This window comes from Bradyrhizobium betae (assembly GCF_004123905.1).
GTDB lineage: Bacteria > Pseudomonadota > Alphaproteobacteria > Rhizobiales > Xanthobacteraceae > Bradyrhizobium > Bradyrhizobium betae_A.
Genome location: NZ_MZXW01000015.1, coordinates 420,117 through 443,456, shown reverse-complemented (window position 1 = coordinate 443,456; position 23,340 = coordinate 420,117). Strand labels below are relative to the sequence as shown.

22 protein-coding genes are annotated in these 23,340 nt (G+C 65.5%); 1 reads left to right on the top strand and 21 read right to left on the bottom strand.

Annotated features, from left to right (window positions below; all coding sequences use genetic code 11):
* Positions 1-26 precede the first annotated feature (26 nt).
* The 5 genes from B5V03_RS09880 to B5V03_RS09860 form a co-directional block, all read right to left on the bottom strand.
* A complete protein-coding gene (locus B5V03_RS09880) occupies positions 27-1,031 on the bottom strand; it encodes an ABC transporter ATP-binding protein (protein WP_129269584.1) in 1,005 nt (334 codons plus the stop codon).
* Complete coding sequence (locus B5V03_RS09875; RefSeq protein ID WP_164987903.1) at positions 1,028-2,041, bottom strand: ABC transporter ATP-binding protein; 1,014 nt, start codon at positions 2,039-2,041, stop codon at positions 1,028-1,030. The genes B5V03_RS09880 and B5V03_RS09875 overlap by 4 nt, the downstream gene beginning before the upstream one ends.
* 2 nt (positions 2,042-2,043) lie before the next feature.
* Positions 2,044-2,937 (bottom strand): ABC transporter permease, encoded by an 894-nt coding sequence (locus B5V03_RS09870; RefSeq protein ID WP_129269580.1) that lies wholly within the window; start codon positions 2,935-2,937, stop codon positions 2,044-2,046.
* Positions 2,934-3,884: an ABC transporter permease gene (locus tag B5V03_RS09865; RefSeq protein WP_129269578.1), complete on the bottom strand. Its 951-nt coding sequence runs from the start codon at positions 3,882-3,884 to the stop codon at positions 2,934-2,936. The genes B5V03_RS09870 and B5V03_RS09865 overlap by 4 nt, the downstream gene beginning before the upstream one ends.
* Positions 3,885-4,131: 247 nt before the next feature.
* Entirely contained in the window at positions 4,132-5,553 is a 1,422-nt protein-coding gene (locus tag B5V03_RS09860) for an amidase (RefSeq protein WP_164987902.1), read from the bottom strand.
* Between the two features lie 121 nt (positions 5,554-5,674).
* On the opposite strand from B5V03_RS09860, the gene B5V03_RS09855 reads away from it, so the two are divergent.
* Complete coding sequence (locus B5V03_RS09855; protein WP_129269576.1) at positions 5,675-6,562, top strand: LysR family transcriptional regulator; 888 nt, start codon at positions 5,675-5,677, stop codon at positions 6,560-6,562.
* Between the two features lie 6 nt (positions 6,563-6,568).
* On the opposite strand, the gene B5V03_RS09850 is transcribed toward B5V03_RS09855, so the two are convergent.
* The 16 genes from B5V03_RS09850 to B5V03_RS09775 all read right to left on the bottom strand — a co-directional run bounded on the left by B5V03_RS09850 (position 6,569) and on the right by B5V03_RS09775 (position 23,340).
* The gene (locus tag B5V03_RS09850) at positions 6,569-7,504 is read right to left on the bottom strand and encodes a carbohydrate kinase family protein (protein WP_129269574.1); all 936 of its coding nucleotides are present in this window, start codon (positions 7,502-7,504) and stop codon (positions 6,569-6,571) included.
* Entirely contained in the window at positions 7,498-9,156 is a 1,659-nt protein-coding gene (locus tag B5V03_RS09845) for an FGGY-family carbohydrate kinase (RefSeq protein ID WP_129269572.1), read from the bottom strand. The genes B5V03_RS09850 and B5V03_RS09845 overlap by 7 nt, the downstream gene beginning before the upstream one ends.
* Positions 9,157-9,195: 39 nt before the next feature.
* Positions 9,196-9,969 (bottom strand): SDR family NAD(P)-dependent oxidoreductase, encoded by a 774-nt coding sequence (locus B5V03_RS09840; RefSeq protein ID WP_129269570.1) that lies wholly within the window; start codon positions 9,967-9,969, stop codon positions 9,196-9,198.
* 30 nt (positions 9,970-9,999) lie between these two features.
* Positions 10,000-11,007: an ABC transporter ATP-binding protein gene (locus tag B5V03_RS09835; protein ID WP_129269568.1), complete on the bottom strand. Its 1,008-nt coding sequence runs from the start codon at positions 11,005-11,007 to the stop codon at positions 10,000-10,002.
* A 15-nt stretch (positions 11,008-11,022) separates the two neighbouring features.
* Positions 11,023-11,853 carry a carbohydrate ABC transporter permease gene (locus B5V03_RS09830; RefSeq protein ID WP_129269566.1) on the bottom strand — a complete coding sequence of 277 codons (831 nt, stop codon included), beginning with the start codon at positions 11,851-11,853 and terminating at the stop codon, positions 11,023-11,025.
* Between the two features lie 4 nt (positions 11,854-11,857).
* A complete protein-coding gene (locus B5V03_RS09825) occupies positions 11,858-12,730 on the bottom strand; it encodes a carbohydrate ABC transporter permease (RefSeq protein WP_164987901.1) in 873 nt (290 codons plus the stop codon).
* Between the two features lie 96 nt (positions 12,731-12,826).
* The gene (locus B5V03_RS09820) at positions 12,827-14,137 is read right to left on the bottom strand and encodes an ABC transporter substrate-binding protein (RefSeq protein WP_129269562.1); all 1,311 of its coding nucleotides are present in this window, start codon (positions 14,135-14,137) and stop codon (positions 12,827-12,829) included.
* 318 nt (positions 14,138-14,455) lie between these two features.
* Complete coding sequence (locus B5V03_RS09815) at positions 14,456-15,406, bottom strand: sugar-binding transcriptional regulator (protein ID WP_129269560.1); 951 nt, start codon at positions 15,404-15,406, stop codon at positions 14,456-14,458.
* 6 nt (positions 15,407-15,412) lie between these two features.
* On the bottom strand, positions 15,413-16,069 hold the full coding sequence (locus B5V03_RS09810; protein ID WP_129269558.1) for an HAD family hydrolase: 657 nt from the start codon (positions 16,067-16,069) through the stop codon (positions 15,413-15,415).
* A 125-nt stretch (positions 16,070-16,194) separates the two neighbouring features.
* Positions 16,195-16,395 (bottom strand): hypothetical protein, encoded by a 201-nt coding sequence (locus tag B5V03_RS09805; protein WP_129269556.1) that lies wholly within the window; start codon positions 16,393-16,395, stop codon positions 16,195-16,197.
* A gap of 69 nt (positions 16,396-16,464) precedes the next feature.
* Complete coding sequence (gene mmsB, locus B5V03_RS09800) at positions 16,465-17,655, bottom strand: multiple monosaccharide ABC transporter permease (RefSeq protein WP_129269554.1); 1,191 nt, start codon at positions 17,653-17,655, stop codon at positions 16,465-16,467.
* The gene (mmsA, locus tag B5V03_RS09795) at positions 17,652-19,229 is read right to left on the bottom strand and encodes a multiple monosaccharide ABC transporter ATP-binding protein (RefSeq protein ID WP_129269552.1); all 1,578 of its coding nucleotides are present in this window, start codon (positions 19,227-19,229) and stop codon (positions 17,652-17,654) included. Before mmsA ends, mmsB begins: the two co-directional genes overlap by 4 nt.
* Positions 19,230-19,309: 80 nt before the next feature.
* Complete coding sequence (chvE, locus tag B5V03_RS09790; protein ID WP_129269550.1) at positions 19,310-20,383, bottom strand: multiple monosaccharide ABC transporter substrate-binding protein; 1,074 nt, start codon at positions 20,381-20,383, stop codon at positions 19,310-19,312.
* 70 nt (positions 20,384-20,453) lie between these two features.
* Positions 20,454-21,332, bottom strand: coding sequence for an SMP-30/gluconolactonase/LRE family protein (locus tag B5V03_RS09785; RefSeq protein WP_164987915.1), 879 nt, complete (start codon positions 21,330-21,332; stop codon positions 20,454-20,456).
* Complete coding sequence (locus B5V03_RS09780; RefSeq protein ID WP_129269546.1) at positions 21,332-22,411, bottom strand: aldose epimerase family protein; 1,080 nt, start codon at positions 22,409-22,411, stop codon at positions 21,332-21,334. Before B5V03_RS09780 ends, B5V03_RS09785 begins: the two co-directional genes overlap by 1 nt.
* A 2-nt stretch (positions 22,412-22,413) precedes the next feature.
* A complete protein-coding gene (locus B5V03_RS09775; protein WP_129269544.1) occupies positions 22,414-23,340 on the bottom strand; it encodes a Gfo/Idh/MocA family protein in 927 nt (308 codons plus the stop codon).

Sequence of the window (23,340 nt, the reverse complement as noted above, 5' to 3'; positions counted from 1 at the left end):
AGACTACGCCCATTCCGCGCGGGACACTAACCTTCCATGGCGGCTGGCGGCAACGCCATCACGGCCTCGGCCTTGTGACAGGCGGCAAGGTGCCCCTCGCCCACCTTGCGTAGCTCAGGCAGGGCTTCGCGGCAATGCTGGTCGGCAAGCGCACAGCGCGCGACATAGGGACACCCCGTTGCAGTCGCCGATTGCGAGGCGATCGCCTGGGCTCCGCGCCGGCGCCGGCCACCGCCGGCCCGTGCCCGCGGCACCGCGTCCAGCAGCGCCCGCGTGTAGGGATGGGCGCAGTGCTCGAACAAATCCTCCGGCCGCCCCTGCTCGACGATCCGGCCGAGATACATCACCGCGACCTCGTCACAGAGATAGTCGACCACCGCGAGGTCGTGGCTGATCAGGACGTAGCTGAGGCCAAACTGCTCCTGGAGGTCCTGCATCAGGTTGAGGACCTGGGCCTGCACGGAGACGTCGAGCGCGGAAACCGGCTCGTCGGCGACGATCAGTTTTGGCTGGGTGATCAGTGCACGCGCGATCGCGATGCGCTGGCGCTGGCCGCCGGAGAACTCGTGCGGATATTTGTCCGTGTCGGCATCACGCAAGCCGACCTGGCGCAGCACCGCGGCGACGCGATCGCGAAAGGTGGTGCGGTCGGCGCCATCAAGCACAGTGAGCGGCTCGGCCACGATGCGCGCGATGGTCTGACGCGGGTCGAGCGATCCATAGGGATCCTGGAACACCATCTGGAAATCGCGGCGTGCGCGGCGCAACTCGTCAGGCGGAATGCGGTTGAGGTCGCGCCCGAGCAGCGCGACCTGCCCCGCGGTCGGCCGCTCCAGCGCCATCACGACCCGCGCCAAGGTGGACTTGCCCGAGCCGGACTCGCCGACGATGCCGAGGCTCTTGCCGGCCTGGACCTGCACGCTGACGCCGTTGAGCGCGCGCACCTGGCCGGGCGGGCGGAACAGGCTCTCGCGGGGCAGCGTGTAGCGCTGCTCGAGATCCTTCACGTCGAGAAGAGGCGCGGTGCTCATGCGGACAGCGCTCCGACATTCGCGGCCATCGAGACATCGGTGCGCACGCAGCGCACGCCATGGCCGGCGCCGACTTCGACCATCGGCGGAAGCGCCGCGCGGCATTGATCGATCACAAGCGGACATCGTTCGGAGAAGGTACAGCCGGACGGCAAATCGGCGAGTTCCGGCACTGTCCCCGGAATCGTCGTCAGCCGCGTCCCCTTGCGTGCGCCGAGCTTCGGCCGGGCCCGGAACAGGCCCTGCGTGTAGGGATGTCCCATCCGCCGGAACACCTCGTCGGTCGGCCCGCTCTCGACGACGGTGCCGCCATACATCACCATCATGCGCTGCACGTTCTCGGCGATGACGCCAAGATCGTGCGAGATCAGGATCATCGACATGCCGCGCTCGTCGACGAGATCGGCGATGAGGTCGAGGATCTGGCCCTGGATGGTGACGTCGAGCGCCGTGGTCGGCTCGTCCGCGATCAGAAGGTCGGGTTCGCAGGCGAGCGCCATTGCGATGGTGACCCGCTGGCGCTGGCCGCCGGAGAACTGGTGCGGATAGGCATCGATGCGCTTTGCCGGATCCGGCAGCCCGACACGGTCGAGCAAGGCGATCGCCTCGCGCCGCGCCTGCGCCGCCGAATATTTCTTGTGACGCCGCAGCGGCTCGGCGACCTGATGGCCGATCGTGTGCATCGGATTGAGTGCGGTCATCGGCTCCTGGAAGATCATGCTGATGCGATTGCCGCGCAGCTTGCAATAATCCGCATCCGCAAGCCCGGCGAGCTCGCTGCCGTCGAGCCTGATGCTGCCGGTGACGACGGCGCTGTCAGGCAACAGGCCCATCAGCGACATCGCGGTGACCGATTTGCCGCAGCCGGATTCACCGACGAGCCCGAGCGTCTCGCCGCGCTTCAGCGCAAAACTGACGCCGCGCACGGCCTGCGCCGGCCCGCGGCTGGTGTTGAGGCGGACGCCGAGATTGCTGACTTCGATCAGTGTCCTGTCGGAGCGCTCAGCCATCGTCATCGCTCCCGCGCCAGCCGGGGATCGAGCAGATCGCGCAATCCGTCCCCGAGAAGATTGAGGCCGAGCACGGCGACCGCGATGGCGGCGCCCGGATAGACCGCGAGCATCGGCGACTGGAACAGCAGCGTCTGCGCGTCATTCAGCATCCGGCCCCAGGACGGCTGCGGCGGCTGGGTGCCGAGGCCGAGATAGGATAGAGCGGCCTCCGCGAGAATGGCGAGCGCGAACTGGGTCGTGACCTGCACGATCAGGATCGACATGATGTTGGGCAGCACGTGCTCGATGGTGATCCGAAACTTGCCCTTCCCCGAGGCACGCGCCGCCAGCACGAACTCACGCGCCCAGATCGCGTTGGCCGAGCCGCGCGTCAGCCGGGTCAGCGTCGGAATCTGGAAAATGCCGATCGCGACGATCGAGGTCAGCATGCCGGGTCCTGCGACCGCGGCGAGCATGATCGCCGAGAGCACGGCCGGAAAGGCGAAGGTGAAGTCGGAGAAGCGCATGATGATCTCTTCGGTCCAGCCGCGCCGGGCCGAGGCGGTCAGGCCGAGGCAGAGGCCGAAGGTGAGACCGATGCTGACCGCGATGATGCCGACCATGATGGTGGAACGGGCGCCGGCGAGCAGCAGCGAGACGATGTCGCGGCCGAAGGAATCAGTGCCGAGCCAGTGCGCCGCCGAGGGCGGCCGGAGTTTCGAAGCGATGTCGATCTCGTAAGGCGACCACGGCGTCCACACCAGCGACAGCAGCGCCGAGGCAAGCACCAGCAGGCTGAGCGCGCCGCCCAGCACAAAACTGCGATGGCGCAGCGCGCGGCCCCAGAAGGTTTTGGCCGGCAGGCGGCGCGTTGCGGCGGGTAGCTCAATCGGGGTGGTCAAGGGCGCGCTCACAGGTCGTGCACCTTGATGCGAGGATCGATATAGGCATAGAGCACGTCGACCACGAAATTGACGATGACGACCATGGTCGCAAGCAGCATCACGCAATTGCGCACCACGATCAGGTCGCGGTTGGCGATCGACTGGAAGATCAGCCGGCCGAGACCGGGCAGATAGAACACGTTCTCGATCACGATGGTGCCTGCGAGCAGGTTGGCGAATTGCAGGCCCATCACCGTCATCACGGGGATCATGGCGTTGCGCAGTACATGGCGCCACAGCACCTCGCGCTTGCCGAGGCCTTTTGCGCGCGCCGTGCGGACGAAGTCTTCGCGCAACACTTCGAGCACGGCGGAGCGCGTGACGCGAGCAAGGATCGCGGCCTGCACCACTGCGAGCGAGATTGCCGGGAGCAGCAGCGATTTGATGCCGAGCCAGATGCCGTCCTCCCAGCCCGGGAAGCCGCCAGCCGAGAGCCATTGCAGCCGCACCGAGAACAGCAGCACCAGCAGGATCGCGAACCAGAAGTTCGGCAGCGCGATGCCCACTTGCGTCAACGACATCACGCCGACATCGCCGAGCTTGTTGTGGTTGGCGGCGGTGTAGATGCCGGCCGAAAGCGCCAGCGTCACCGTGATCAGCATCGACATGACCGCGAGCGGGATCGTCAGCACCAGTCGCTCCGCGATCAGGCTGCCGACCGGCGTGCCGTAGACATAGGAATTGCCGAGATCGCCGACGAGAAGGCCCTTGATCCATTGCAGATAGCGGACCGCCAGCGGCTGGTCGAGCCCGAGCTTGACCGTGAGCGCGCGGACCGCATCCGGCGAGGCGTCGGCGCCCATCAGCATCTGCGCGGCATTGCCCGGAAGCGCATCCAGCACCAGGAAGATGATGAGGGATGCGCCTACCAGCGTCGCCAGCAAGGTCACCAGACGTCGGAGGACAAATACGCTCATGCGCGCTCGGCTTCAGGGCTCATCAGCGGCACGAACACCATGTCCGGACGGCGGACGCAAGGGCTTTGCGAGCGCACAGCCACTCCGTCACCCTGAGGTGCGCGCCCTTCGGCGCATCGCGCCGCAGGGCAAGCCTCGAAGGGCGACGGCCCGGCTGCATCTCGGCCGTTCATCCTTCGAGGCTCGCGGCACGATGCTTTGCATCGCGCCACTCGCACCTCAGGATGACGGAACAAGCGAGTTGCCATCAGCCCGGCCAACGGGACAGAAGGTCGGTCGACGCCTCGAGCAGCGCGCTGACGCGCAGCAAGTCGGCATCGGCCCGGAAGCGGCCGACCAGCTGGAGGCCAATCGGCAGGCCGTCGCGGCCGAAGCCCGAGGGAAGGCTGATCGCGGGATGCCCGGTCATGTTGAACGGCATGGTCCAGGGGAACCAATGCGGCCGGACGCTGTCGAAATGCGCCCCGTCGATCTCGATGGTGCCGAACAGGTCCTGCTTGATCGGCAGCGCGGTGCGGGTGAGCGTCGGCATCGCCAGAAAGTGTCCGCGCGCAAGCAGGGATTGCACGCGGCGGAACAGCGCGGTGCGCGCGAACATCGCCTCCTGGTAGTCGACGCCGCTGACCTCGGTGGCGAGCGCGAGCTGCTTGAGGAAGGCCTCGCTCAGCTCGTCCTTGTGCTCGGCCGCAAGTTTGGCAAAGCGCGTGCGCCAGACGGTGTGGTTGATGGCGCGCCAGATCGGCTCGATGTCAAAACCCTCGCCGGAGAATTCCTCGAGCTCGGCGCCGAGCCCCGCAAGCCGGTCGAGGCTCGCCTTGAAGCTGGCTTCGACCTCGGCGGCCACCGGGCGGCCCGGCGGCGTCAGGCAGTACAGGATCCGTTGCCCGCGCAGGTCGCCGCGCGGGGCGGCCGTGCAGACGAAATCGGGCACGGGAACGCCGATCGACCAGGGATCGACAGCATCCTCGCCGGCCATTGCCTGCATCATCAGCGCGGTGTCGGCGACATCGCGCGTCATCGGCGTGACATAGGTCTGGTTGCCGAACACGTCGAGGGCCTGGCTGTGCGGGATGACCCCGTTGCTCTGCTTCAGCCCGACCACGCCATTGCAGGCGGCGGGAATCCGCGTCGAGCCGCCGCCGTCGGTTGCGATCGCCAGCGGTGCGATGCCGCTCGCCACCGCCACCGCCGCGCCGCCGCTGGAGCCGCCGGAGGAACGGCAGGCGTCCCAGGCATTGCGGGTGCGGCCGAACAACGGCGAATCCGTCAGGCACTTGCTGCCGAATTCCGGCGTCGTGGTCTTGCCGATCAGGATCGCGCCAGCGCTGCGCAGCCGCGCCACGGCCACCGCATCCTCGGTGGGCACATTGTCCTTGTAGGGGACGGCGCCAAAGGTCGTTTTGACGCCTTTGGTGTTGACGATGTCCTTGACGGTGACGGGGATGCCATGGAGCAGGCCGAGCGGCTCGCCGGCCATCATCTTGCGCTCGGCCGCGCGGGCCTCGGCAAGCGCCTCGTCGCCACAGAGCGTGATGAAGCAGCTCAATTCGGGCTGAAGCGCCTCGGCGCGGGCGAGCACGGCGCGGGTGAGCTCGACGGGGGAGATCTGCTTTGTCGCGATGAGGCCGCGCAGCTCGGTTGCAGACAGCCGACAGGGATCGCCGTTCATCGTCACATCGCTCCGAAGCCGGCCGCCGTTGGCCGATAGCATTGACAGCGATCATGACAGTTTTGTTAACTCGCCGTCCAATACGATTTTGATCGCCAACCCATACGTTTTCGGTATGCCAATGGATCTTCGCCGGCTTCGCTATTTCGTCGCCGTCGCCGAGGCGCGCGGCATCGGCAAGGCCGCAGAGCGCCTGCGAATGGCGCAGCCACCGCTTTCGGTGCAGATCCGCAAGCTCGAGGCCGAGATCGGCGCGCCGCTGTTCCGCCGAGGCACCCGCGGCATGGACCTCACCGAAGCGGGCCAGGCGCTGCTGGCGCGCGCCAGCGAAGCACTGGCGCTGGCGGCCGACGGCGCCGAAGCCGCGCGCGCGGTCGCCTCCGGACGACGCGGGCGGCTGTCGGTCGGCTATATGTTCGTGCTGGCGAATGCGATGCTGCCGCGACTGATCCCCGAGCTGCGGCGATCCATCCCCGGCGTCGACCTCGACTTCGCCGAGCTCAGCGCCTCGACGCGCGAGGCCCGGCTGCTCGACCGCAGCGTCACGGTGGCGCTATGCATGCCGGCGATCCACCATCCCGAGATCCAGGTGGCGCGGATCGGCGCGCAGCGGTTCATGCTGGCGATGCCGAACCGCTCGCCGCTCGCGCGTCTCGGCGCCGTGCCGATGGCCCGGTTGCAGGGCCGGCCCCTGATCGCGCTGCCACCGCCGGAGCAAGACCCCGCCTCCTCCGCAGTCGCGGCCCTGCTGCGGCGGCACCAGATCGTGATGCCGATCGCAAGCCGGGTGGAGACGGTGCATTCGGCGATGAGCCTGGTGCTGGCGGGCGAAGGTTTAGCGATCCTGCCGGCCTGCGCGCAGCTCGGCGCGCCACGCGGCATCGTGTTCAGGCCACTGCGTGACGTCAGCGATTCCCTCGACATCGCCGTGTGCTGGCGGCGGGATTCGCAGAGCCCGCTGATCAAAACCTTCCTCAAATGCGCCGAGAAGGCTGTCGCGCGGCTGTGACACCGGCTACAAGCTCCACTTGATCTCGTGGCTCCAGGGCGGATCGGCGCCCGGGCGGGTGCAGGTCAGGCCGGCGCAATTGGCGGCAAAGGACAGTGCCCGGCGGAGCTCATCAGTGCTGATGTCCTTCAGCCTGTCGCGCGCAAGACGCTCCAGCTTGTGCAGGGCGAACAGCAGCGCCGCCTGAAAGCTGTCGCCCGCGCCGATGGTGTCGGCGACTTCGACCTTGGGCGCTTGTACTTCGATCTGCCCCGCTCCCGCGTGCCAGGCGATCGCGCCGTCGTTGCCGCGGGTGATGACGACGAGGCTCGTGCCCTGCCCCAGCAGCGCTGCCGCGCGCTGCTGATAAGGCTCCTCGCCGTAGAGATAGGCGAAGTCGACGTCGGACATCTTGATGAGATCGGCGTGGCTCGCGAACTCGGTCATGCGCGCGAGATAGGCCGGCTTGTCCCTGACCAGATTGGGACGGCAGTTCGGATCGAAGGAGATCGTGGAGGACGCGCGCGCATCCGCGATCAGCGCTTTGGTCTCGGCGGCGCCCTGGTCGTTGACCAGCGTGGTCGAGCCGACATGGAGTGCTTCGACGTCTGCAAACGGAATTGTCCCGCGCCGATAGGTCCAGCTCCGCGTCGCGGTCTCGGCGTCGTAGAAGGCATAGTGCGACTCGCCTGCGACGATGCGGACGAAGGCTAGCGTGGTCTGGTGACCGCTGCGGGTGGCGAGGCCAAGGTCGACATTCGACGCCGCGACATGATCCGCGATCATGCGGCCGAACAGGTCGGTCGAGATGCCGCCGACAAAGCCGGAGGGCGCGCCGAGCCGCGCCATCCCGATGGCGACGTTGAGGCAGGAGCCGCCGACGGCGGGCATCACCGCCTCGCGTCCCTCAGTATTTCGCGTCGGCACGAAATCGATCAGCGCATCGCCGCAAGAAATCAGCATTCGTATCGACCTTTGGCGATGTCGCGCATCGCGGCACGGCTGCCGCGATCGACCTCGCGCAAGAGCTTGTAGACCTCGCGCTTGCGGGCGTGAAAGGCGGCCATGTCGGGCGCGGTCGGCTCGCTCTTGCGCCCCAGCGCCGACATTTTTGCCATGGTTTCGCCGATGGAGGCGCAAGCGCCACCGGCCACCGCCCCGAGCATTGCGGCGCCCAGCAGCACCGGCTCCTTGGTCTGCGGCAGCGCAACGGTGAGGCCCGTGGTGTCGGCCATGATCTGCCGCACCAGCGGACTGCGGCTGGCGCCGCCGCCCATGATCATGATGCCCGCATGGACACCATGCGCGGCAAAGGCCTCGATCACCTCGGCGAGCCCATAGGCGAGACCGCAGAGGCCGGCAACGAACAGCCGCTCCATGGACGCGACGTCGGTGTCGAGATCGAGGCCGGCGATCACCGCGCGGGTGTCGGGGTCTGCGTAAGGCGAGCGATTGCCGATGAATTCGGGCAGCACGTGGATGTCGCGGGCCAGCAGCGCGGCACGGCTGGCGTCACCCGCGCGCGCGATGATGCGCCGTTCGAGGTACTCGATCAGATCGATACCCTCGCTGCGCGCCGCCGCGCTCGCATCCGTGTGGCCGGGATGCGACTTGAGGAGATGGTCGATCGCCGCGCCCGCGGCCGACTGGCCGCCCTCGTTGAGCCAGAAGTCCGGCACCATGCCGGAGTAATAAGGCCCCCACACGCCCGGCACGAAGCACGGCTCCTTCGTCGTCGCCATGATGCAGGCCGACGTTCCCATGATGTAGGCGAGACGGTCGCTGACATCGGTCGCGCCACCCGAGCCGTCACGACCGCCGATCGCGCCGATGCCGCCGGCATGGGCGTCAATCAGCGACGCGCCGACCGGCGTGCCCGGCGACAGGCCGAGCTCAGCGGCGGCTGTGCGGGTGAGACCTTCGCCAAGCCGCGTGCCGGGCGCGACGATCTCTGTGCCGATGCGGGTGTATTTTTCGGCGACGAAGTCAGACAGGCCGATGCGCTTGAAGAACGGCGCACTCCAGCCGCCGCCGTCATGGGCGAGATAGTTCCATTTGCAGGTGACGGTGCAGGTCGAGCGCTGGAGCGAGCCGGTCGCGCGCCAGGTCAGATAGTCTGCCAGATCGAAGAAATGACCGGCGGCATCGAAGCTCGCGCGCATGTGCCGCTTCAGCCACAACAGTTTCGGCATCTCCATCTCGGGCGAAATGGAGCCACCGACATAGCGCAGCACGGCGTCTCCGGTCTCGTTGATCAGCCGTGCCTCGGCCGTGGCGCGGTGATCCATCCAGACGATGACGTTGCGCTGCGCCTCGCCTGAGGCACTGACGGTGATCGGCTCGCCCTGGCGGTCGAGCACCACGAGAGAACAAGTCGCGTCAAAACCGATGCCGCCGACGCTGTCGGGGGCAATCGCTGCTTCCGCCATCGCCGCCCGCACGGATTTGACACAAGCGTCCCAGATATCCTGGGATGATTGCTCGACGATATCGCCGGCCTCGTGCCAGATCCGGATCGGATGCTTCGCAGTCGCGAGCAGCGTGCCGGCCTCGTCAAACACCCCTGCCCGCGTGCTCGTGGTCCCCACGTCGACGCCGATATACGCTCGCGGCATTGTCGCTCCCGGTCGCTCTCGTCAATTCTGACGGCAAGCCTACCAGCAAGTGTAGCCGCCATCCACCAGCACGATGCTGCCGGTCATCAGGCTCGCGGCCTCTGAGCTAAGGAACAGCACGACGGAGGCGATCTCCTCGACCTGCCCCATCCGCGCCATCGGGGTTCCACCGATCCAGGCGTCGTACATCTTGGCGTTGCTCTTGACGAAGGCGTTGAGCGGCGTCTCGATATAGGTCGGCGCCACCGCATTGACGCGGATGCCGCGCGCGCCCCATTCGGCAGCGAGCGATTTTGTCAGATGATGCACGCCGGCCTTGGAGGCGTTGTAGAAGCACTGCTCCTGCGGCTTATTGACGATAAAACCGGACATCGAGCCGACATTGACGATGGCGCCGCTCTTCGCCTTCAGCATGTGCTTGCCGAATTCGCGGCAGCACCAGAAGGTCCCATTGAGATTGACGTCGATGACGTTGAGCCAGTGTTCGTCGGTGACGGTCTCGGCCGGGGTCTCGCTGCGGGCGATGCCGGCATTGTTGACGAGGATATCGACCTTGCCGTGGCGGGCGACGAGGTCGTTCGCAACCTCGGCCACACGTTTGGTGTCGGTGACGTCCATGATCGCGGTCTCGATGTCATAACCTTTCGCTTTCAGCTCGGCTTTCGCACTGTCGGCGACCTTGCTGTCGCGGTCGCCGATGATCACTTTCGCGCCAGCTTCGGCCAGCGCTTCGGCGCAGCCAAGGCCGATGCCCTGCCCGCCGCCGGTGATGAACGCGGTCTTGCCGCTCAGCTTGAATTTTTCCAGGTACATGTTGGTCTTTCCGTCTTCTTGCGTTTCTTGTTAGTGCCGAAGAGCGTTGCCGCTCTGGTCGAAGCGGTGGATGCGCGCGGGGTCCGGCAGCAGCGACACATGGTCGCCGGCATGCAGGCTCAATTCGCCGATGTAGCGTGCGGTCAACATGCCGACCGGACCGGCGTCGACGTAAAGAAAAGTGTCGCTGCCGAGATGCTCGGCGACCGCGATCGTGCCTTGCCAGCCGCCGGCACCATCGCGCTCGATTTTGAGATGCTCCGGACGCACACCGATCGTGGCCGCGCCGCGTTGCAAGGCGTTCTCGCCGGTCACGAAGTTCATCTTGGGCGAGCCGATGAAGCCGGCGACGAAGAGATTGGCGGGCTTCTCGTAGAGATCCAGCGGCGAGCCGTATTGCTCGATCTTGCCGCCGTTGAGCACGACGATCTTGTCGGCCATGGTCATGGCCTCGACCTGGTCGTGGGTCACGTAGATCGCGGTGGTCCCGAGCTGCTTCTGGAGCCGCGTGACTTCTATGCGCATCTGCACGCGCAGCGCCGCGTCGAGATTGGAGAGCGGCTCGTCGAACAAAAACGCCTTGGGCTCACGGACGATGGCCCGTCCGATCGCGACGCGCTGACGCTGGCCGCCGGAGAGCTCGCGCGGCTTGCGGTCGAGATAGGGTGTGAGGTTCAGCGTGGCGGCGGCCGCTTCGACCTTGCGGTTGGTCTCGTCCTTCGACAAGCCGGCCATCTTCAGGCCGAAGCCGATATTGCCGCGCACGCTCATATGCGGATAGAGCGCGTAGGACTGGAATACCATCGACAGCCCACGCTTGGCGGGCGGCGTGTCGACGACGTTCTTGCCGTCGATCAGGATCTTGCCGCCGGAGACGTCCTCGAGGCCCGCGATCAACCGCAGCAGCGTGGTCTTGCCGCAGCCTGACGGTCCCACGAACACCACGAAGGAGCCATCGGCAATCTCGAGATCGGCGCCCTTGATGATGTGCACCGGGCCGAACGATTTCTGCACGCCTTGAAGTGTGATCTGACCCATGATCCGGCAGCCCCTTTACTTCACTGCGCCAAAGGTGAGCCCGCGCACGAGCTGTTTCTGGCTGAACCAACCGAGGACGAGAATGGGCGCGATCGCCAGCGTCGAGGCCGCCGACAGCTTTGCCCAGAACAGCCCTTCCGGGCTCGAATAGGACGCGATGAACGTGGTGAGCGGCGCAGCTTCCGAGGTCGACAGATTGAGCGTCCAGAACGCCTCGTTCCAGGCCAGGATCAAATTGAGCAGCATGGTCGAGGCCAGCCCCGGGATCGCCATCGGCGTCAGCACGTAGACGAGCTCGCGGCCGATGGTGGCGCCGTCCATCCGTGCGGCCTCGAGGATGTCGCGCGGGATCTCCTTGAAATAGGTGAACAGCATCCAGATCACGATCGGCAGATTGCCGAGGCAGAGGATGAAGACGAGGCCGATGCGGGAATCGAGCAAACCAAAATTCTTGAAGATCAGGTAGATCGGCACCAGCACGCCGACCGGCGGCATCATTTTGGTCGAGAGCATCCAGAGCAGGATGTCCTTGGTGCGCTTGGTCGGCGAGAACGCCATCGACCACGCCGCGGGGATCGCGATCAGCAGCGCAATCAAGGTCGAGCCGCCGGCGATGATGACCGAGTTCAGCGCATGGTGGAAATAGTCGCTGCGCTCCTGCACGGTCGCATAGTTTTCCGTAGTCCAGTGGAAGAACAGGAAGGACGGGGGAATGGCGAAGGCCTCGAGTTCGGTCTTGAAGCTCGCCAGCACCATCCACAGGATCGGGAAGAAGATCAGGAAGCCGAAGAACCAAGCCCCGATCGTCGAGACCAACACCTGCTGCGTCGTTGACTTGCGCGCCATGATGTCAGGCTTCCAGATTGCGGCCGACGATGCGGACCAGGAAGAAGGCGACGATGTTGGCGATCACGACGGCGACGAGCCCGCCTGCGGAGGCGCTGCCGACGTCGAACTGGATCAGCGCCTGCGAATAGATCAGGAAGGCGATGTTGGTGGTCGACAGTCCGGGACCGCCGCCCGTGGTGACGTAAATTTCCGCAAAGACGGTCAGCAGGAAGATGGTCTCGATCAGGATCACCACGGTGATGGGACGCGCCAGATGCGGCAGCGTGATGTAGATGAAGGTCGAGACCGCGCTCGCACCGTCCATCTCGGCGGCCTCCTTCTGCTCCTCATCGAGCGATTGCAGCGCCGTGAGCAGGATCAGCGTCGCGAACGGCAGCCATTGCCAGGTGACGATCAGGATCACCGCAAACAGCGGCACGTCATTGAACCAGTCGACCGGGGTCAGCCCGACAAGCTGGGCGAGCCAGGCGAACAGGCCCGAGACCGGGTGCATCAGCAAATTCTTCCAGACCAGCGCGCTCACCGTCGGCATCACGAAGAACGGCGCGATCACCATCAGCCGGACGAAATTACGCCCGATCACCGGCTGGTCCATCAGCAGCGCCAGCGGAATGCCGAGCAGGATCGTCAGCGCCAGCACCGAGCCGACCAGCACCAGCGTGTTCTGGAGCGAGGCGAGGAAGGCGGGATCGGTGAGGAAGTAGCGGAAGTTTTCCAGCCCGACGAATGATTCCGAGCCGGGATCGAGCAGGCTGTAATGCAGCGTCGAGAAATAGAGCGTCAGCGCCAGCGGGACGATCATCCAGATAAACAGGAGCCCGACCGCAGGCGTCAGGAGCGAGCGCGCAAGAAGTTGCGTCTGCCGGGTTGCCATTCCAGACTTCTCCGCTTGCGGGAAGAAGGCGGCCATCCATCCGGGGCTGGGCCGGTGGATGGCCGCCAGTTTGAGCTCAGGAGGGAGAGCTCGGGTTCACTTGATGTAGCCGGCGCGCTTCATCTCGCGCTCGGTCACCGATTGTGCTGCGGTGAGCGCGGCATCGACCGTCATCGATCCCGCAAGCGCCGCCGAGAATTGCTGGCCGACCTGCGTGCCGATGCCCTGGAATTCCGGGATCGCCGCGTATTGCACGCCGACGTAAGGCACCGGCTTCACCGTCGGCTTGTTCGGATCGGCAGCATCAATCGAGGCCAGCGTCAGCTTGGCGAAGGGTGCAACCTTCAGATAATCGGGGTTCTGGTACAGCGAGGTGCGCGTGCCCGGCGGCACGTTGGCCCAGCCCTCCTTCGCCGCCACCAGTTTCGTGTAGTCCTTGCTCGTCGCCCAGGCGATGAACTTCTCGGCGGCTTCCGTCTTCTTGGAGCCGGCGGGGATCGCCAGATTCCAGGCCCACAGCCAGTTGGCGTTCTTGCCGAGCCCGGTATTGGGCGCGAGCGCGAAGCCGACCTTGTCGGCGACCTTGGAATCCTTCGGATTGGTGACGAAGGACGCCGCCACCGTGGCGTCGATCCACATCGCGCACTTGCCGGCGTTGAACAGCGCGAGGTTCTCGTTAAAACCGTTGGAGCTCGCGCCGGGAGGACCGGCGTCCTTCATGAGGTTGACATAGGTCGTGAGCGTCGCCTTCCATTCCGGCGTGTTGAACTGCGGCTCCCACTTCTCGTCGAACCAGCGCGCGCCGTAGGAATTGGCCATCGCCGAGAGGAACGCCATGTTCTCGCCCCAGCCGGCCTTGCCGCGCAGGCAGATGCCGTAGGTGCCGGCGCTCTTGTCGGTGAGCTTCTTGGCGGCGTCGATGACGAAATCCCAGGTCGGCTTTTCCGGCATCTTCAGGCCGGCCTTGTCGAACAGATCGGTGCGGTACATCACCATCGAGCTCTCGCCGTAGAACGGCGCGGCATAGAGCTTGCCGTCGGCCGAGACGGCGTCCTTGATCTTGGGCAGGAGGTCGGCGACGTCGTAGTCGGCGCCGAGATTGGCGAGCGGCACCAGCCAGCCCTTCTTGGCCCAGATCGGCACCTCATAGGTGCCGATGGTCAGCACGTCGAACTGGCCGCCCTTGGTGGCGATGTCAGTGGTGACGCGCTGGCGCAGCACGTTCTCCTCCAGCGTCACCCATTTGACGGTGATGTCGGGGTTCTTCTTGGTGAATTCAGCCGTCAGCCCCTGCATGCGGATCATGTCGCCATTGTTGACGGTGGCGATCGTCAGGGTCGTTTCGGCCATCGCGGGGACGGCCAGCAGGACGGACGCGCCGCAGACGGCGCCGAGGAATTGTTTCACGGTGACCTCCCTAAGCTCGCGCTTTTGAGCATATGCCCACGCGTTGGGCGTATGTTCAGCTTATGGCGGGGGTGTTGTCAAGCAGGCGGGAGGGTATTCACGCAACTTATGAGTGCTGCGGTGCGGGAGGTGGGCCGAGCCGTCGTCCCACACTCAGTGTCATGCCCCGCGAAGGCGGGGCATCCAGTACTCCGTGCAATCAGTTGGTTTGCCTCAAGAGAGGCCGCGGCGTACTGGATCGTCCGCCTTCGCGGACGATGACAGCGTTGTTTAGAGAAAGACCGCCTGCCTCGCAGGCACGCGAACGGCAAGCCCCCCCTACCGCTCCAGAATCGCCCTTGCCGTCGTCTCGTCCGTGATCAGGCCGTTGATCAGGCCGCCGTTCAGCGCCGCTGATATCGCGGCGACCTTGGCCGCACCGACCGCGGCGCCGATGGTCGTGGTCTTCGCCGGCACTTCCGGCGGGATGCTGGTCAGGCGCTTGTTGGTGCCGGCCTTGAGCAGACGGCCCTTGGAATCATAGGCCCAGCCGGTGATCTCTCCGATGGCGCCCTGCCGCATCATCTCGAACAATTCATCACGCGTGACAAAGCCGTCGACATGGACCTGGGCCTTCTGGTCCATCTGGCCGATGCCGACGAGGCGCAAGTCCGCCTTGGCCGCAACGGCCTTCACTTTCGCGATCGGCTCGATCCGCACCATCTTGTTGCGCTCGTCTTCCGACGACATCAGGAACGGCAGCGGCATCGGATAGTGCCGCGCGCCGGTGCGGTCGGCGAGCCGGCCGACGGTGTCGTAGAAGCTCGCCGAGCCGTCGGCGGAGATGTTGCCGACCAGGGAGACGATCTGGTGGTTGGGCCGGTCGATCGGCGTGACGCGCTCGACTGCGGCGCGCACCGCCCGCCCCGTGCCGAGCGCGACGATGACGGGCGTCTCCGAGCGCAGCGTCGCGTCGAGCAGATTGGCGCAGCGTTCCGCGATGCCTGCGGTCGCCTGCGGCGCGGCAGGATCGGCCGGCACGACCTCGCAATGGGCGAGATCAAACCGCGCCTTCAGGCGCGCGGCCAATTCCATGCAGGCGGCGATGGGATGTTCGAGCCGGAAGGTGATAAGACGCTCGGCAAGGCAGAGCGAGACCAGCCGCTGCGCCGAGGCGCGCGAGACCTGCAGCATCCTTGCGATCTCGTCCTGGGTGTGGCCGGCAATGAAATAGAGCCAGCCGGCGCGCGCGGCATCGTCGAGCCTGGATTTGTCGTTCTCGGCGGCCATGCGGCCTCACGCCTCCCAGAAATCGCTCATCTGCGCGAAGACCCGATCGGCCCCGGCGGCGGACAATATAGCGCGGCCATCGCGGGCGCGATAATGGCCACCGCCGACAAATCCCCAGACCATCATGCCCGCCGCCTTGGCGGCCTGCACGCCACTGACGCTGTCCTCAATCACCAGCGTGTGCGTGGGATCGGCGCGCATCTTGCCGGCGGCGTGAAGAAAGAGATCCGGCGCCGGCTTGCCGTGCCTGACCATCTGCGCGGTGTAAAGCTGGTCGCCGAAGTGCGGCGCGAGGCCGGTGACGTCAAGCGACAACGAGACGCGGTCGAGGTCGCTCGACGACGCGACACAACGCGGCGTCTCCAATCTGGACAGCACCGCAGCTATGCCGGGGATCGGTTGGAGCGCGCCCGCAAACGACTCGAGCACGCGAGCCTTCAGGCGCGGAAGAAAGTCGTCAGGCAAGGCCTGCCCGAGAGCGCGATAGTGCTGCTCGATCGCCTTGGTGCTGCGTCCGAGGAAAAGTTCGAGCGCCTGCTCCACACTCAGCTGAAGGCCGAGTTCCGCCAGAACCTCGGACAGGCAGCGACAGCTGAGCAGCTCGCTGTCGACGAGCACGCCGTCGCAATCGAAGATGATCAGATCGGGCCTGCCGGGATCCATCAGGCCATTCGATCATATACTCAGAAGCTGAGCAATAGCTCAACTGGGAGGCCCTTCCACCCTGATCTCACCGGACCCCGATCACGCGCATCCGAACAGAGCGCCAGATCGCGACGAGGCTTTGTTCAAAACAGGAAAAATGCCCCGATCAGCAGACCCACGGCAAAGGAGCAAAGTCCCAGGGTCGCGGCAGAAACGATACGAATGAGGACGCGAAGCCGGTCCGCGTACTCCTGCTCCGTCATCTCACGATACTGAGCCGCCATCAGCGCTGCCCTGCCCCGCTTCACCCGACCGGCGGGATCTAGGTCCCAAATCATGGTCAAGGCGAGGCACTGCTGCCCGCAGCAATGCCAATACCGTGATCGACTTCCAGCGGTCGAGGTCGCGCGCTCCTACCGCCGCTGATTATAAACGTCGATGCACACGGCACCGAGCAGCACCAGGCCCTTGATCACCTGCTGGTAGTCGATGCCGATGCCGAGGATGGACATGCCGTTGTTCATCACGCCCATGATCATGGCGCCGACCACGGCGCCGCCGACGCGCCCGACGCCGCCATAGGCCGAGGCGCCGCCGATGAAGCACGCGGCGATGACGTCGAGCTCGAAGCCGAGGCCCGCCTTGGGCGTCGCGGTGTTGAGGCGCGCGGCGAAGACGAGGCCGGCAAGGGCTGCCAGCACGCCCATGTTGACGAAGGTGAGGAAGGTCAGGCGCTCGGTCTTGATGCCCGACAGGCTGGCCGCCTTGGCGTTGCCGCCGACCGCATAGATCTGCCGGCCGATCACGGTGCGGCGGGTGACGAAGCCGTAGAGCGCGATCAGCGCGGTCATGATCACCAGCACATTGGGCAGGCCGCGATGCGAGGCGATCAGATAGGTGAAATAGAGCACGGCGCAGGCCAGCAAAATGCTCTTGCCGAGGAAGAACGCATAAGGCTCGACCTCGATGCCGTGCAACTGCTCGCGCGACCTTCCCTTGGCGCTGGCATAGACGAGGCCCAGCGCCAGCACGGCGCCGATCAGCATGGAGGTCGGATGCAGCGTGCCGGCCTCGGGCAATATCTCGGGAATGAAGCCGGAGGACAGCTTCTGGAAGGTCGCCGGGAACGGCCCGAGCGACTGGCCCTGCAGCACCGCAAGCGCAAGCCCCTTGAACACCAGCATGCCGGCCAGCGTCACGATGAAGGACGGGATCTTGAAATAGGCGACCCAATAGCCTTGCGCCGCGCCGATGGCGGCGCCGACCACGAGGCAAGCGATGAAGGCGAGCGTGTAGTCGACCTTGTAGGTCACCATCAGCACGGCAGCGACCGCGCCGACGAAACCCGCGACTGAGCCGACCGAGAGGTCGATGTGGCCGGTGACGATCACCAGCAGCATGCCCAGCGCCATGATGACGATGTAGCTGTTCTGGAGCACCAGATTGGTGAGGTTGAGCGGCTGCAGCAGCGTGCCGCCGGTCATCACCTGGAAGAACAGCATGATCGCGATCAGCGACATCAGCATGCCGTAGTTGCGCAAATTGTTCTTGATGAAGCTGCCGTGCCGGCGCTCCTCGGGCAGCGAAACCGTCTTGTCGGTCATGGCTGCAATCCTCCCATCTCCGCGGCCTCAGGCACGCCGTTTCCATTGCTTCGTTCGTTGCGCATGATCGCGCGCATGATCTTTTCCTGCGTCGCCTCTGCGCCCTTGAACTCGCCGACGAAGGCGCCGTCGTTCATGACGCAGATGCGGTCGCAGATGCCGAGCAGTTCGGGCATCTCCGAGGAGATCACCACGACGCCGCGGCCGGCCTCCGCCAGCTCGTTGATGATACAGTAAATCTCGTATTTGGCACCGACGTCGATGCCCCGTGTCGGTTCGTCCAGGATCAAGACCTTGGGATCGGTCATCAGCCATTTCGACAGCACCACCTTCTGCTGATTGCCGCCGGAGAGCTGGCCGGTCTCCTGATAGACGTCGGAGCAGCGGATGCGCATGCGATTGCGGTAATCGCTGGCGACCTTCAGCTCGGCGATATCGTCGATCACCCGGCCGGGCGCGACCTGCTTGAGGCTCGCCAGCGTGATGTTCTTGCGGACGTCGTCGGCCAGGATGAGCCCGAGCTGCTTGCGGTCCTCGGTGACATAGGCAAGGCCGGCGTCGATCGCAGCCGCAACGCTCGGCAGCGCGATCTCATGGCCTTCGAGGCGGATGCGGCCGCTGATATTGGTGCCCCAGGAGCGCCCGAACAGGCTCATCGCGAACTCGGTGCGGCCGGCGCCCATCAGGCCGGCAATACCGACGACCTCGCCACGCCTGACGCCGAAATTGATGTTCTTGATGACCTGCCGTTCGGGATGAATGGGGTGATAGACCGACCAGTTCTCGACGGTCAGGACGGGCTCACCGATTTTCGTGTTGCGCTCGGGAAAGCGATGGGCGAGATCGCGGTTGACCATGCTGCGGATGATGCGGTCCTCCTGGATCGGCTCGGCGCGGCAGTCGATGCCGTCGACGGTGCGGCCGTCGCGCAGCACGGTGATGTGGTCGGCGACCTTGGCGACTTCGTTGAGCTTGTGCGAAATCAGGATCGAGCCGATACCCTGCGCGCGGAACGCCGTCAGGCGTTCGAGCAGCGCGGCGCTATCGGCCTCGTTCAGGCTCGCGGTCGGCTCGTCCAGGATCAGCATCCGCACCCGCTTGGACAGCGCCTTCGCGATCTCGACAAGCTGCTGCTTACCGACACCGAGATCGGTGATCAGCGTATCCGGAGATTCCTTGAGGCCGACCTGCGCGAGCAGCTCGCGCGTGCGGCGGTAGACTTCATCGCGATCGATCACACCGAGTTTCGACGGCGGATGCGACAGAAAAATGTTTTCTGCGATCGACATCAGCGGGATCAGCGCGAGTTCCTGGTGGATGATGATGATACCGAGCGCCTCGGAATCGTTGATGTCGCGGAAGCGGCGCTCCTCGCCGTCAAAGACGATGGTGCCCTCGTAGCTGCCGTGCGGATAGACGCCGCTCAGCACCTTCATCAGCGTCGACTTGCCGGCGCCGTTCTCGCCGACGAGCGCGTGGATCTGCCCGGCCTGAACCGAGAAGTTGACGTCGCGCAGCGCCTGGACGCCTGCAAAGCTCTTGCTGACGTTGCGCATTTCCAGCATGGCGGTCATCGTCGTTGTCCCTTGCTTCGCCTTCCCCTCACCCCGACCCTCTCCCCGTAAGAACGGGGAGAGGGAGAAGAGAGAGAGTCTTACTGGAACTGCGACTTCTTGTAGTAGCCGCTGTCGACCAGCACCTTCTCCCAATTGTCCTTGTAGACCACGACCGGCTTGAGCAGATAGGACGGCACGGTCTTGGCACCGTTCTCGTAGGTCTTGGTGTCGTTGACGGTGACCTGCTTGCCGGCGAGCGCGGCGTCGACCATGTCGGCGGTCACCTTGGCGAGATCGCGGGTGTCCTTGAAGATGGTCGAGTATTGATCGCCGCGCAGCATCGCCTTGATCGAGGGCACCTCGGCGTCCTGGCCCGAGATGACGGGCATCGGCTGGTCGGCGCTGCCGTAACCAACGCCCTTCAGCGAGGAGATGATGCCGATCGAGAGGCCGTCATAGGGCGACAGCACGGCGTTGACCTTCTTGTTGCCGTAGTAGGCGCTGAGCAGATTGTCCATACGGGCCTGGGCGGTGGCGCCGTCCCAGCGCAGCGTCGCGACCTTGTCCATGCCCATCTGGCCGGAGACGACGACGAGCTTGCCGCTGTCGATATACGGCTTCAGCACGCTCATCGCGCCGTTGTAGAAGAAGTAGGCGTTGTTGTCGTCGGGCGAGCCGCCGAACAGCTCGATGTTGAACGGACCCTTGCCGTCCTTGAGGCCGAGGCCCTGCACGATAGACTCCGCCTGGAGCACGCCGACCTGGAAATTGTCGAAGGTCGCGTAATAGTCGACGTTCGGCGTGCCGCGGATCAGGCGGTCATAGGCGATCACGGTGATGCCCTTTGCTTTCGCCTGCTTGAGCACGTCGGACAGCGTGGTGCCGTCGATCGCGGCGATCACCAGCGCCTTGGCGCCCTTGGTCACCATGTTCTCGATCTGCGAGAGCTGGTTCGGGATGTCGTCCTCGGCATATTGCAAATCGGTGTTGTAGCCGCGTTCCTTCAGCACCTTGACCATGTTGTTGCCGTCGTCGATCCAGCGCGCCGACGATTTGGTCGGCATCGCGATGCCGACGGTCGCCTTGTCCTGCGCGGAGGCGGTGACGCCTGTTACCATCGTTGCAGCGCCGGCCAGCGCCAGCGCCAAAAATGTCGTCTTCAGTTTCAGCATGTTTCACTCCCTTGGGTGTCAGACAGTTTCTTCGTGTCGTCGAGAACTTGGGTGGGCTGCTTCGGATCTCCTATGCGAGCTTGACATCAGGCTCCGCACGACCGCGCGCGGATGCCTCGAGCAGAAAAGTGCAGCCGGCTTGCGGATCGGCGGCGCGGGCTGCTGCGTCCATATCCTGCCAGGCCGAGGTGACGAGCAGGCGCGACAGATCAGGACCGACGAAAGCGGGGCAGCTCGACTGCGTGGCCGGCACGCTGAGCGAACGCAGGCGCTCGCCTTGCGGCGAGTAGACGTCGATACGGCCGGCGCCCCAGCACGCGTTCCAGATCTGCCCGTCGGCGTCACACACCGAGCCGTCGAGGCCGCCGATGCCGCTGTGGCGCAGCAGCACCTCCGGCTCGCCGCGCGGCAGGCCGGTCGCGGGATTGAGCGGCACGGAATAGAGCACGGCGCGCGCGGTGTCGGTGAAGTAGCCGGTGGCGCCATCCGGCGAGAAGCAGATCGAGTTGGGAATGCTGATGCCGGGAAACAGCGTCGAGATCTTGCCGCGGTGAAGCGCGTAGATCGCGCCGGCAGCTCGCTCAGCCTTGCGGCCCATGGTGCCGATCCAGAACGTACCGGACTGGTGCACGCGACAATCATTGGAGCGCGTCGCTTGATTGTCGGCCTCGAGCGGGAGGAACGGCGTCATCGCGCCGTCGGCGTGAGTACGGATGTAGAGGCCGTCCTCCGCGACAATCAATTGCCGCCCTGCATCGATGCGCCCGAGCGCGCTCGCCATCCGGCCGAGCGCGTGGACGCGAATGCTGCCGCTGCCGAGATGCGCCTCGAACAGACGCCCCTCGCGAATGTCGAACCACCAGGCGGTGTCGGTGGTCACATCATAGGTCGGCCCTTCGCCGAGATGACATTGTTCGGCCGACAGGACGGTGGTCGGCACCTGTTCCATCATGGCGCCCTCACTGCAAAGCGATAGACGGTGTGATGCCGATAGACTTTGCCGGGATCGAGGCGCGGGCTCGGGAAATCCGGCCGGTTCGGCGCGTCGGGCCAGATGTGCGGCTCGAGGCACATGGCGTCCGACTGCCGGATCAGCTTTCCGCCCTTGCCGGAGATCGTGCCGTCGAGATAGTTGCCGGAATAGACCTGAAGGCCGGGCTGGTCGGTGAACAGCTCCATGACGCGGCCTGCGCGCGGCGCTTCCAGCCGGGCCGCAAGGGCAAGCTTGCCGTCGCGGCCGAGACAATAGGTGTGGTCGTAGCCCTTGCCGTTGCGCAATTGCTCGTGGCTGTCGCGGATGCGCGCGCCCACGGTCTGGCTGTCGCGGAAGTCGAACGGCGTGCCGGCCACCGCGCGCGGCGGCTCCGGCAGCGGGATCGAGGTCGGATCAATCGCGAGGAAATGGTCCGCAGCGACCGTCAGCTTGTGGTCGAGGATGGGCGTGCCTGACGCCGCGCCCTCCAGATTGAAGAAGCTGTGGTTGGTGAGATTGACGATGGTCGGACGGTCCGTCCGCGCTTCCATCATGAGCGACAGCTCCGCCGGGCCGGTGACGCGATAGGTCAGGCGCACATCGAGCTTGCCGGGATAGTTCTCCTCGCCATGCGGGCTGGTGTAAGTCAGCGTCACGGCGGGCTCGTCGCCCTCCTCGATCGCGGCAATGTCCCAGAGCTTGCGATCAAAACCGTCGAGGCCGCCATGCAGCGCGTTCGGACCGTTGTTGACGGGAAGCTGCACGCTCTCGCCGTCGAGCGAGAACTGTCCCCTGGCGATGCGGTTGGCGTAGCGGCCGACGGTGGCGCCGAAGAATTTTCGTTCGGCGAGATAGCCGGGGAACGCATCGTGGCCGAGCACGACGTCGTCGGTGCCACCCTTGGCATCCGGTGCGATCAGCGCCTGGATCACCGCGCCATGGGTGATGATCCGCGCCTCGAACCCGCCCTCCCCGCGCAGCACAATGCGCTCGACCTTGCGGCCATCCGGCAGCGTTCCAAAAACGTCTTTTTCTATTTTTCTTGAGCCCGCCATGTTCAGTCCACAAACGGTTCGACGATGTTGCGCCTGCCGAGCAGGAAGGCGTCGGCGACAAGACGCAGCGGCGCCAGATCGACATCGCTTGCGCCTGTTACCGCCAGCTTGACGAAGCGCCGGTACAGTTCGCGATATTCCTGATCGGGCGCGTCGGCAACAACCTTGCCATCAATCGCCATGATCCGGCCGCCGCGGGACAACGTCATCTGCCCCTGATCGGTTTCCGCGACGATATCCCAGCTCTGCGGCCCGGTCTGGCGGAAATCGAACTCGGCGGTGATGGCCAGGCCGCCAATGTCGGTCAGCTTCAGGTCCGCGGCGATCGGCGCCTGGCAATTGGCGGGAAAATCAAGCTCGGCCGCGGTGACGAACACGGGCCTCGGCAGGATGCGGGTCAGGATCGAGAGCGCATTGATCCCGGGATCGAACACGCCGAGCCCGCCCGGCTCCCAGATCCAGGCCTGCCCGGGATGCCAGACGCGGACGTCTTCCTTCCAGTTGATGTGCACGGATTTGATCCGGCGGCTCGCCAGCCATGCGCGGGCCGGCTCGACCGCGGGCGCATAGCGCGAATGCCAGGTCGCAAACAGCGTGCGCTTTGCATCACGCGCCATCGCGATCAGCGGATCGAGCTCGGCAACGCCGGTGCCGGGCGGCTTCTCCAGCATCACATGCTTGCCGGCAGCGAGTGCGGTGGCGGCCTGGGCACGGCGCACCTGCGGCGGCGTACAGAGCGAAACGGCGTCGATCGGCGGCCCCTTCTCCAGCAATTCTTCGACCGTGGCGAAATGCGGCAGCTCCGGCAGCGAGGCGTTGCGGCTGGCGACGGCCGCCAGCGTCGCGCCCGGCACGGCAGCGATCGCGCCGACATGCTGATCGCGCGCGATCTTGCCGAAGCCCACGATGGCGATGCGAAGATCGGTCAC

What these genes read in the sequence shown, in the direction of transcription:
- B5V03_RS09875 (WP_164987903.1), bottom strand. Translation starts at nt 2,041, where the DNA reads ATGGCTGAGCGCTCCGACAGGACACTGATCGAAGTCAGCAATCTCGGC.
- mmsB (WP_129269554.1), bottom strand. Translation starts at nt 17,655, where the DNA reads ATGACCGACAAGACGGTTTCGCTGCCCGAGGAGCGCCGGCACGGCAGC.
- B5V03_RS09845 (WP_129269572.1), bottom strand. Translation starts at nt 9,156, where the DNA reads ATGCCGCGAGCGTATATCGGCGTCGACGTGGGGACCACGAGCACGCGG.
- B5V03_RS09860 (WP_164987902.1), bottom strand. Translation starts at nt 5,553, where the DNA reads ATGAACGGCGATCCCTGTCGGCTGTCTGCAACCGAGCTGCGCGGCCTC.
- mmsA (WP_129269552.1), bottom strand. Translation starts at nt 19,229, where the DNA reads ATGACCGCCATGCTGGAAATGCGCAACGTCAGCAAGAGCTTTGCAGGC.
- B5V03_RS09850 (WP_129269574.1), bottom strand. Translation starts at nt 7,504, where the DNA reads ATGCTGATTTCTTGCGGCGATGCGCTGATCGATTTCGTGCCGACGCGA.
- B5V03_RS09785 (WP_164987915.1), bottom strand. Translation starts at nt 21,332, where the DNA reads ATGGAACAGGTGCCGACCACCGTCCTGTCGGCCGAACAATGTCATCTC.
- B5V03_RS09825 (WP_164987901.1), bottom strand. Translation starts at nt 12,730, where the DNA reads ATGGCAACCCGGCAGACGCAACTTCTTGCGCGCTCGCTCCTGACGCCT.
- B5V03_RS09835 (WP_129269568.1), bottom strand. Translation starts at nt 11,007, where the DNA reads ATGGGTCAGATCACACTTCAAGGCGTGCAGAAATCGTTCGGCCCGGTG.
- B5V03_RS09815 (WP_129269560.1), bottom strand. Translation starts at nt 15,406, where the DNA reads ATGGCCGCCGAGAACGACAAATCCAGGCTCGACGATGCCGCGCGCGCC.
- B5V03_RS09780 (WP_129269546.1), bottom strand. Translation starts at nt 22,411, where the DNA reads ATGGCGGGCTCAAGAAAAATAGAAAAAGACGTTTTTGGAACGCTGCCG.
- B5V03_RS09830 (WP_129269566.1), bottom strand. Translation starts at nt 11,853, where the DNA reads ATGGCGCGCAAGTCAACGACGCAGCAGGTGTTGGTCTCGACGATCGGG.
- B5V03_RS09880 (WP_129269584.1), bottom strand. Translation starts at nt 1,031, where the DNA reads ATGAGCACCGCGCCTCTTCTCGACGTGAAGGATCTCGAGCAGCGCTAC.
- B5V03_RS09865 (WP_129269578.1), bottom strand. Translation starts at nt 3,884, where the DNA reads ATGAGCGTATTTGTCCTCCGACGTCTGGTGACCTTGCTGGCGACGCTG.
- B5V03_RS09855 (WP_129269576.1), top strand. Translation starts at nt 5,675, where the DNA reads ATGGATCTTCGCCGGCTTCGCTATTTCGTCGCCGTCGCCGAGGCGCGC.
- B5V03_RS09810 (WP_129269558.1), bottom strand. Translation starts at nt 16,069, where the DNA reads ATGGATCCCGGCAGGCCCGATCTGATCATCTTCGATTGCGACGGCGTG.
- chvE (WP_129269550.1), bottom strand. Translation starts at nt 20,383, where the DNA reads ATGCTGAAACTGAAGACGACATTTTTGGCGCTGGCGCTGGCCGGCGCT.
- B5V03_RS09840 (WP_129269570.1), bottom strand. Translation starts at nt 9,969, where the DNA reads ATGTACCTGGAAAAATTCAAGCTGAGCGGCAAGACCGCGTTCATCACC.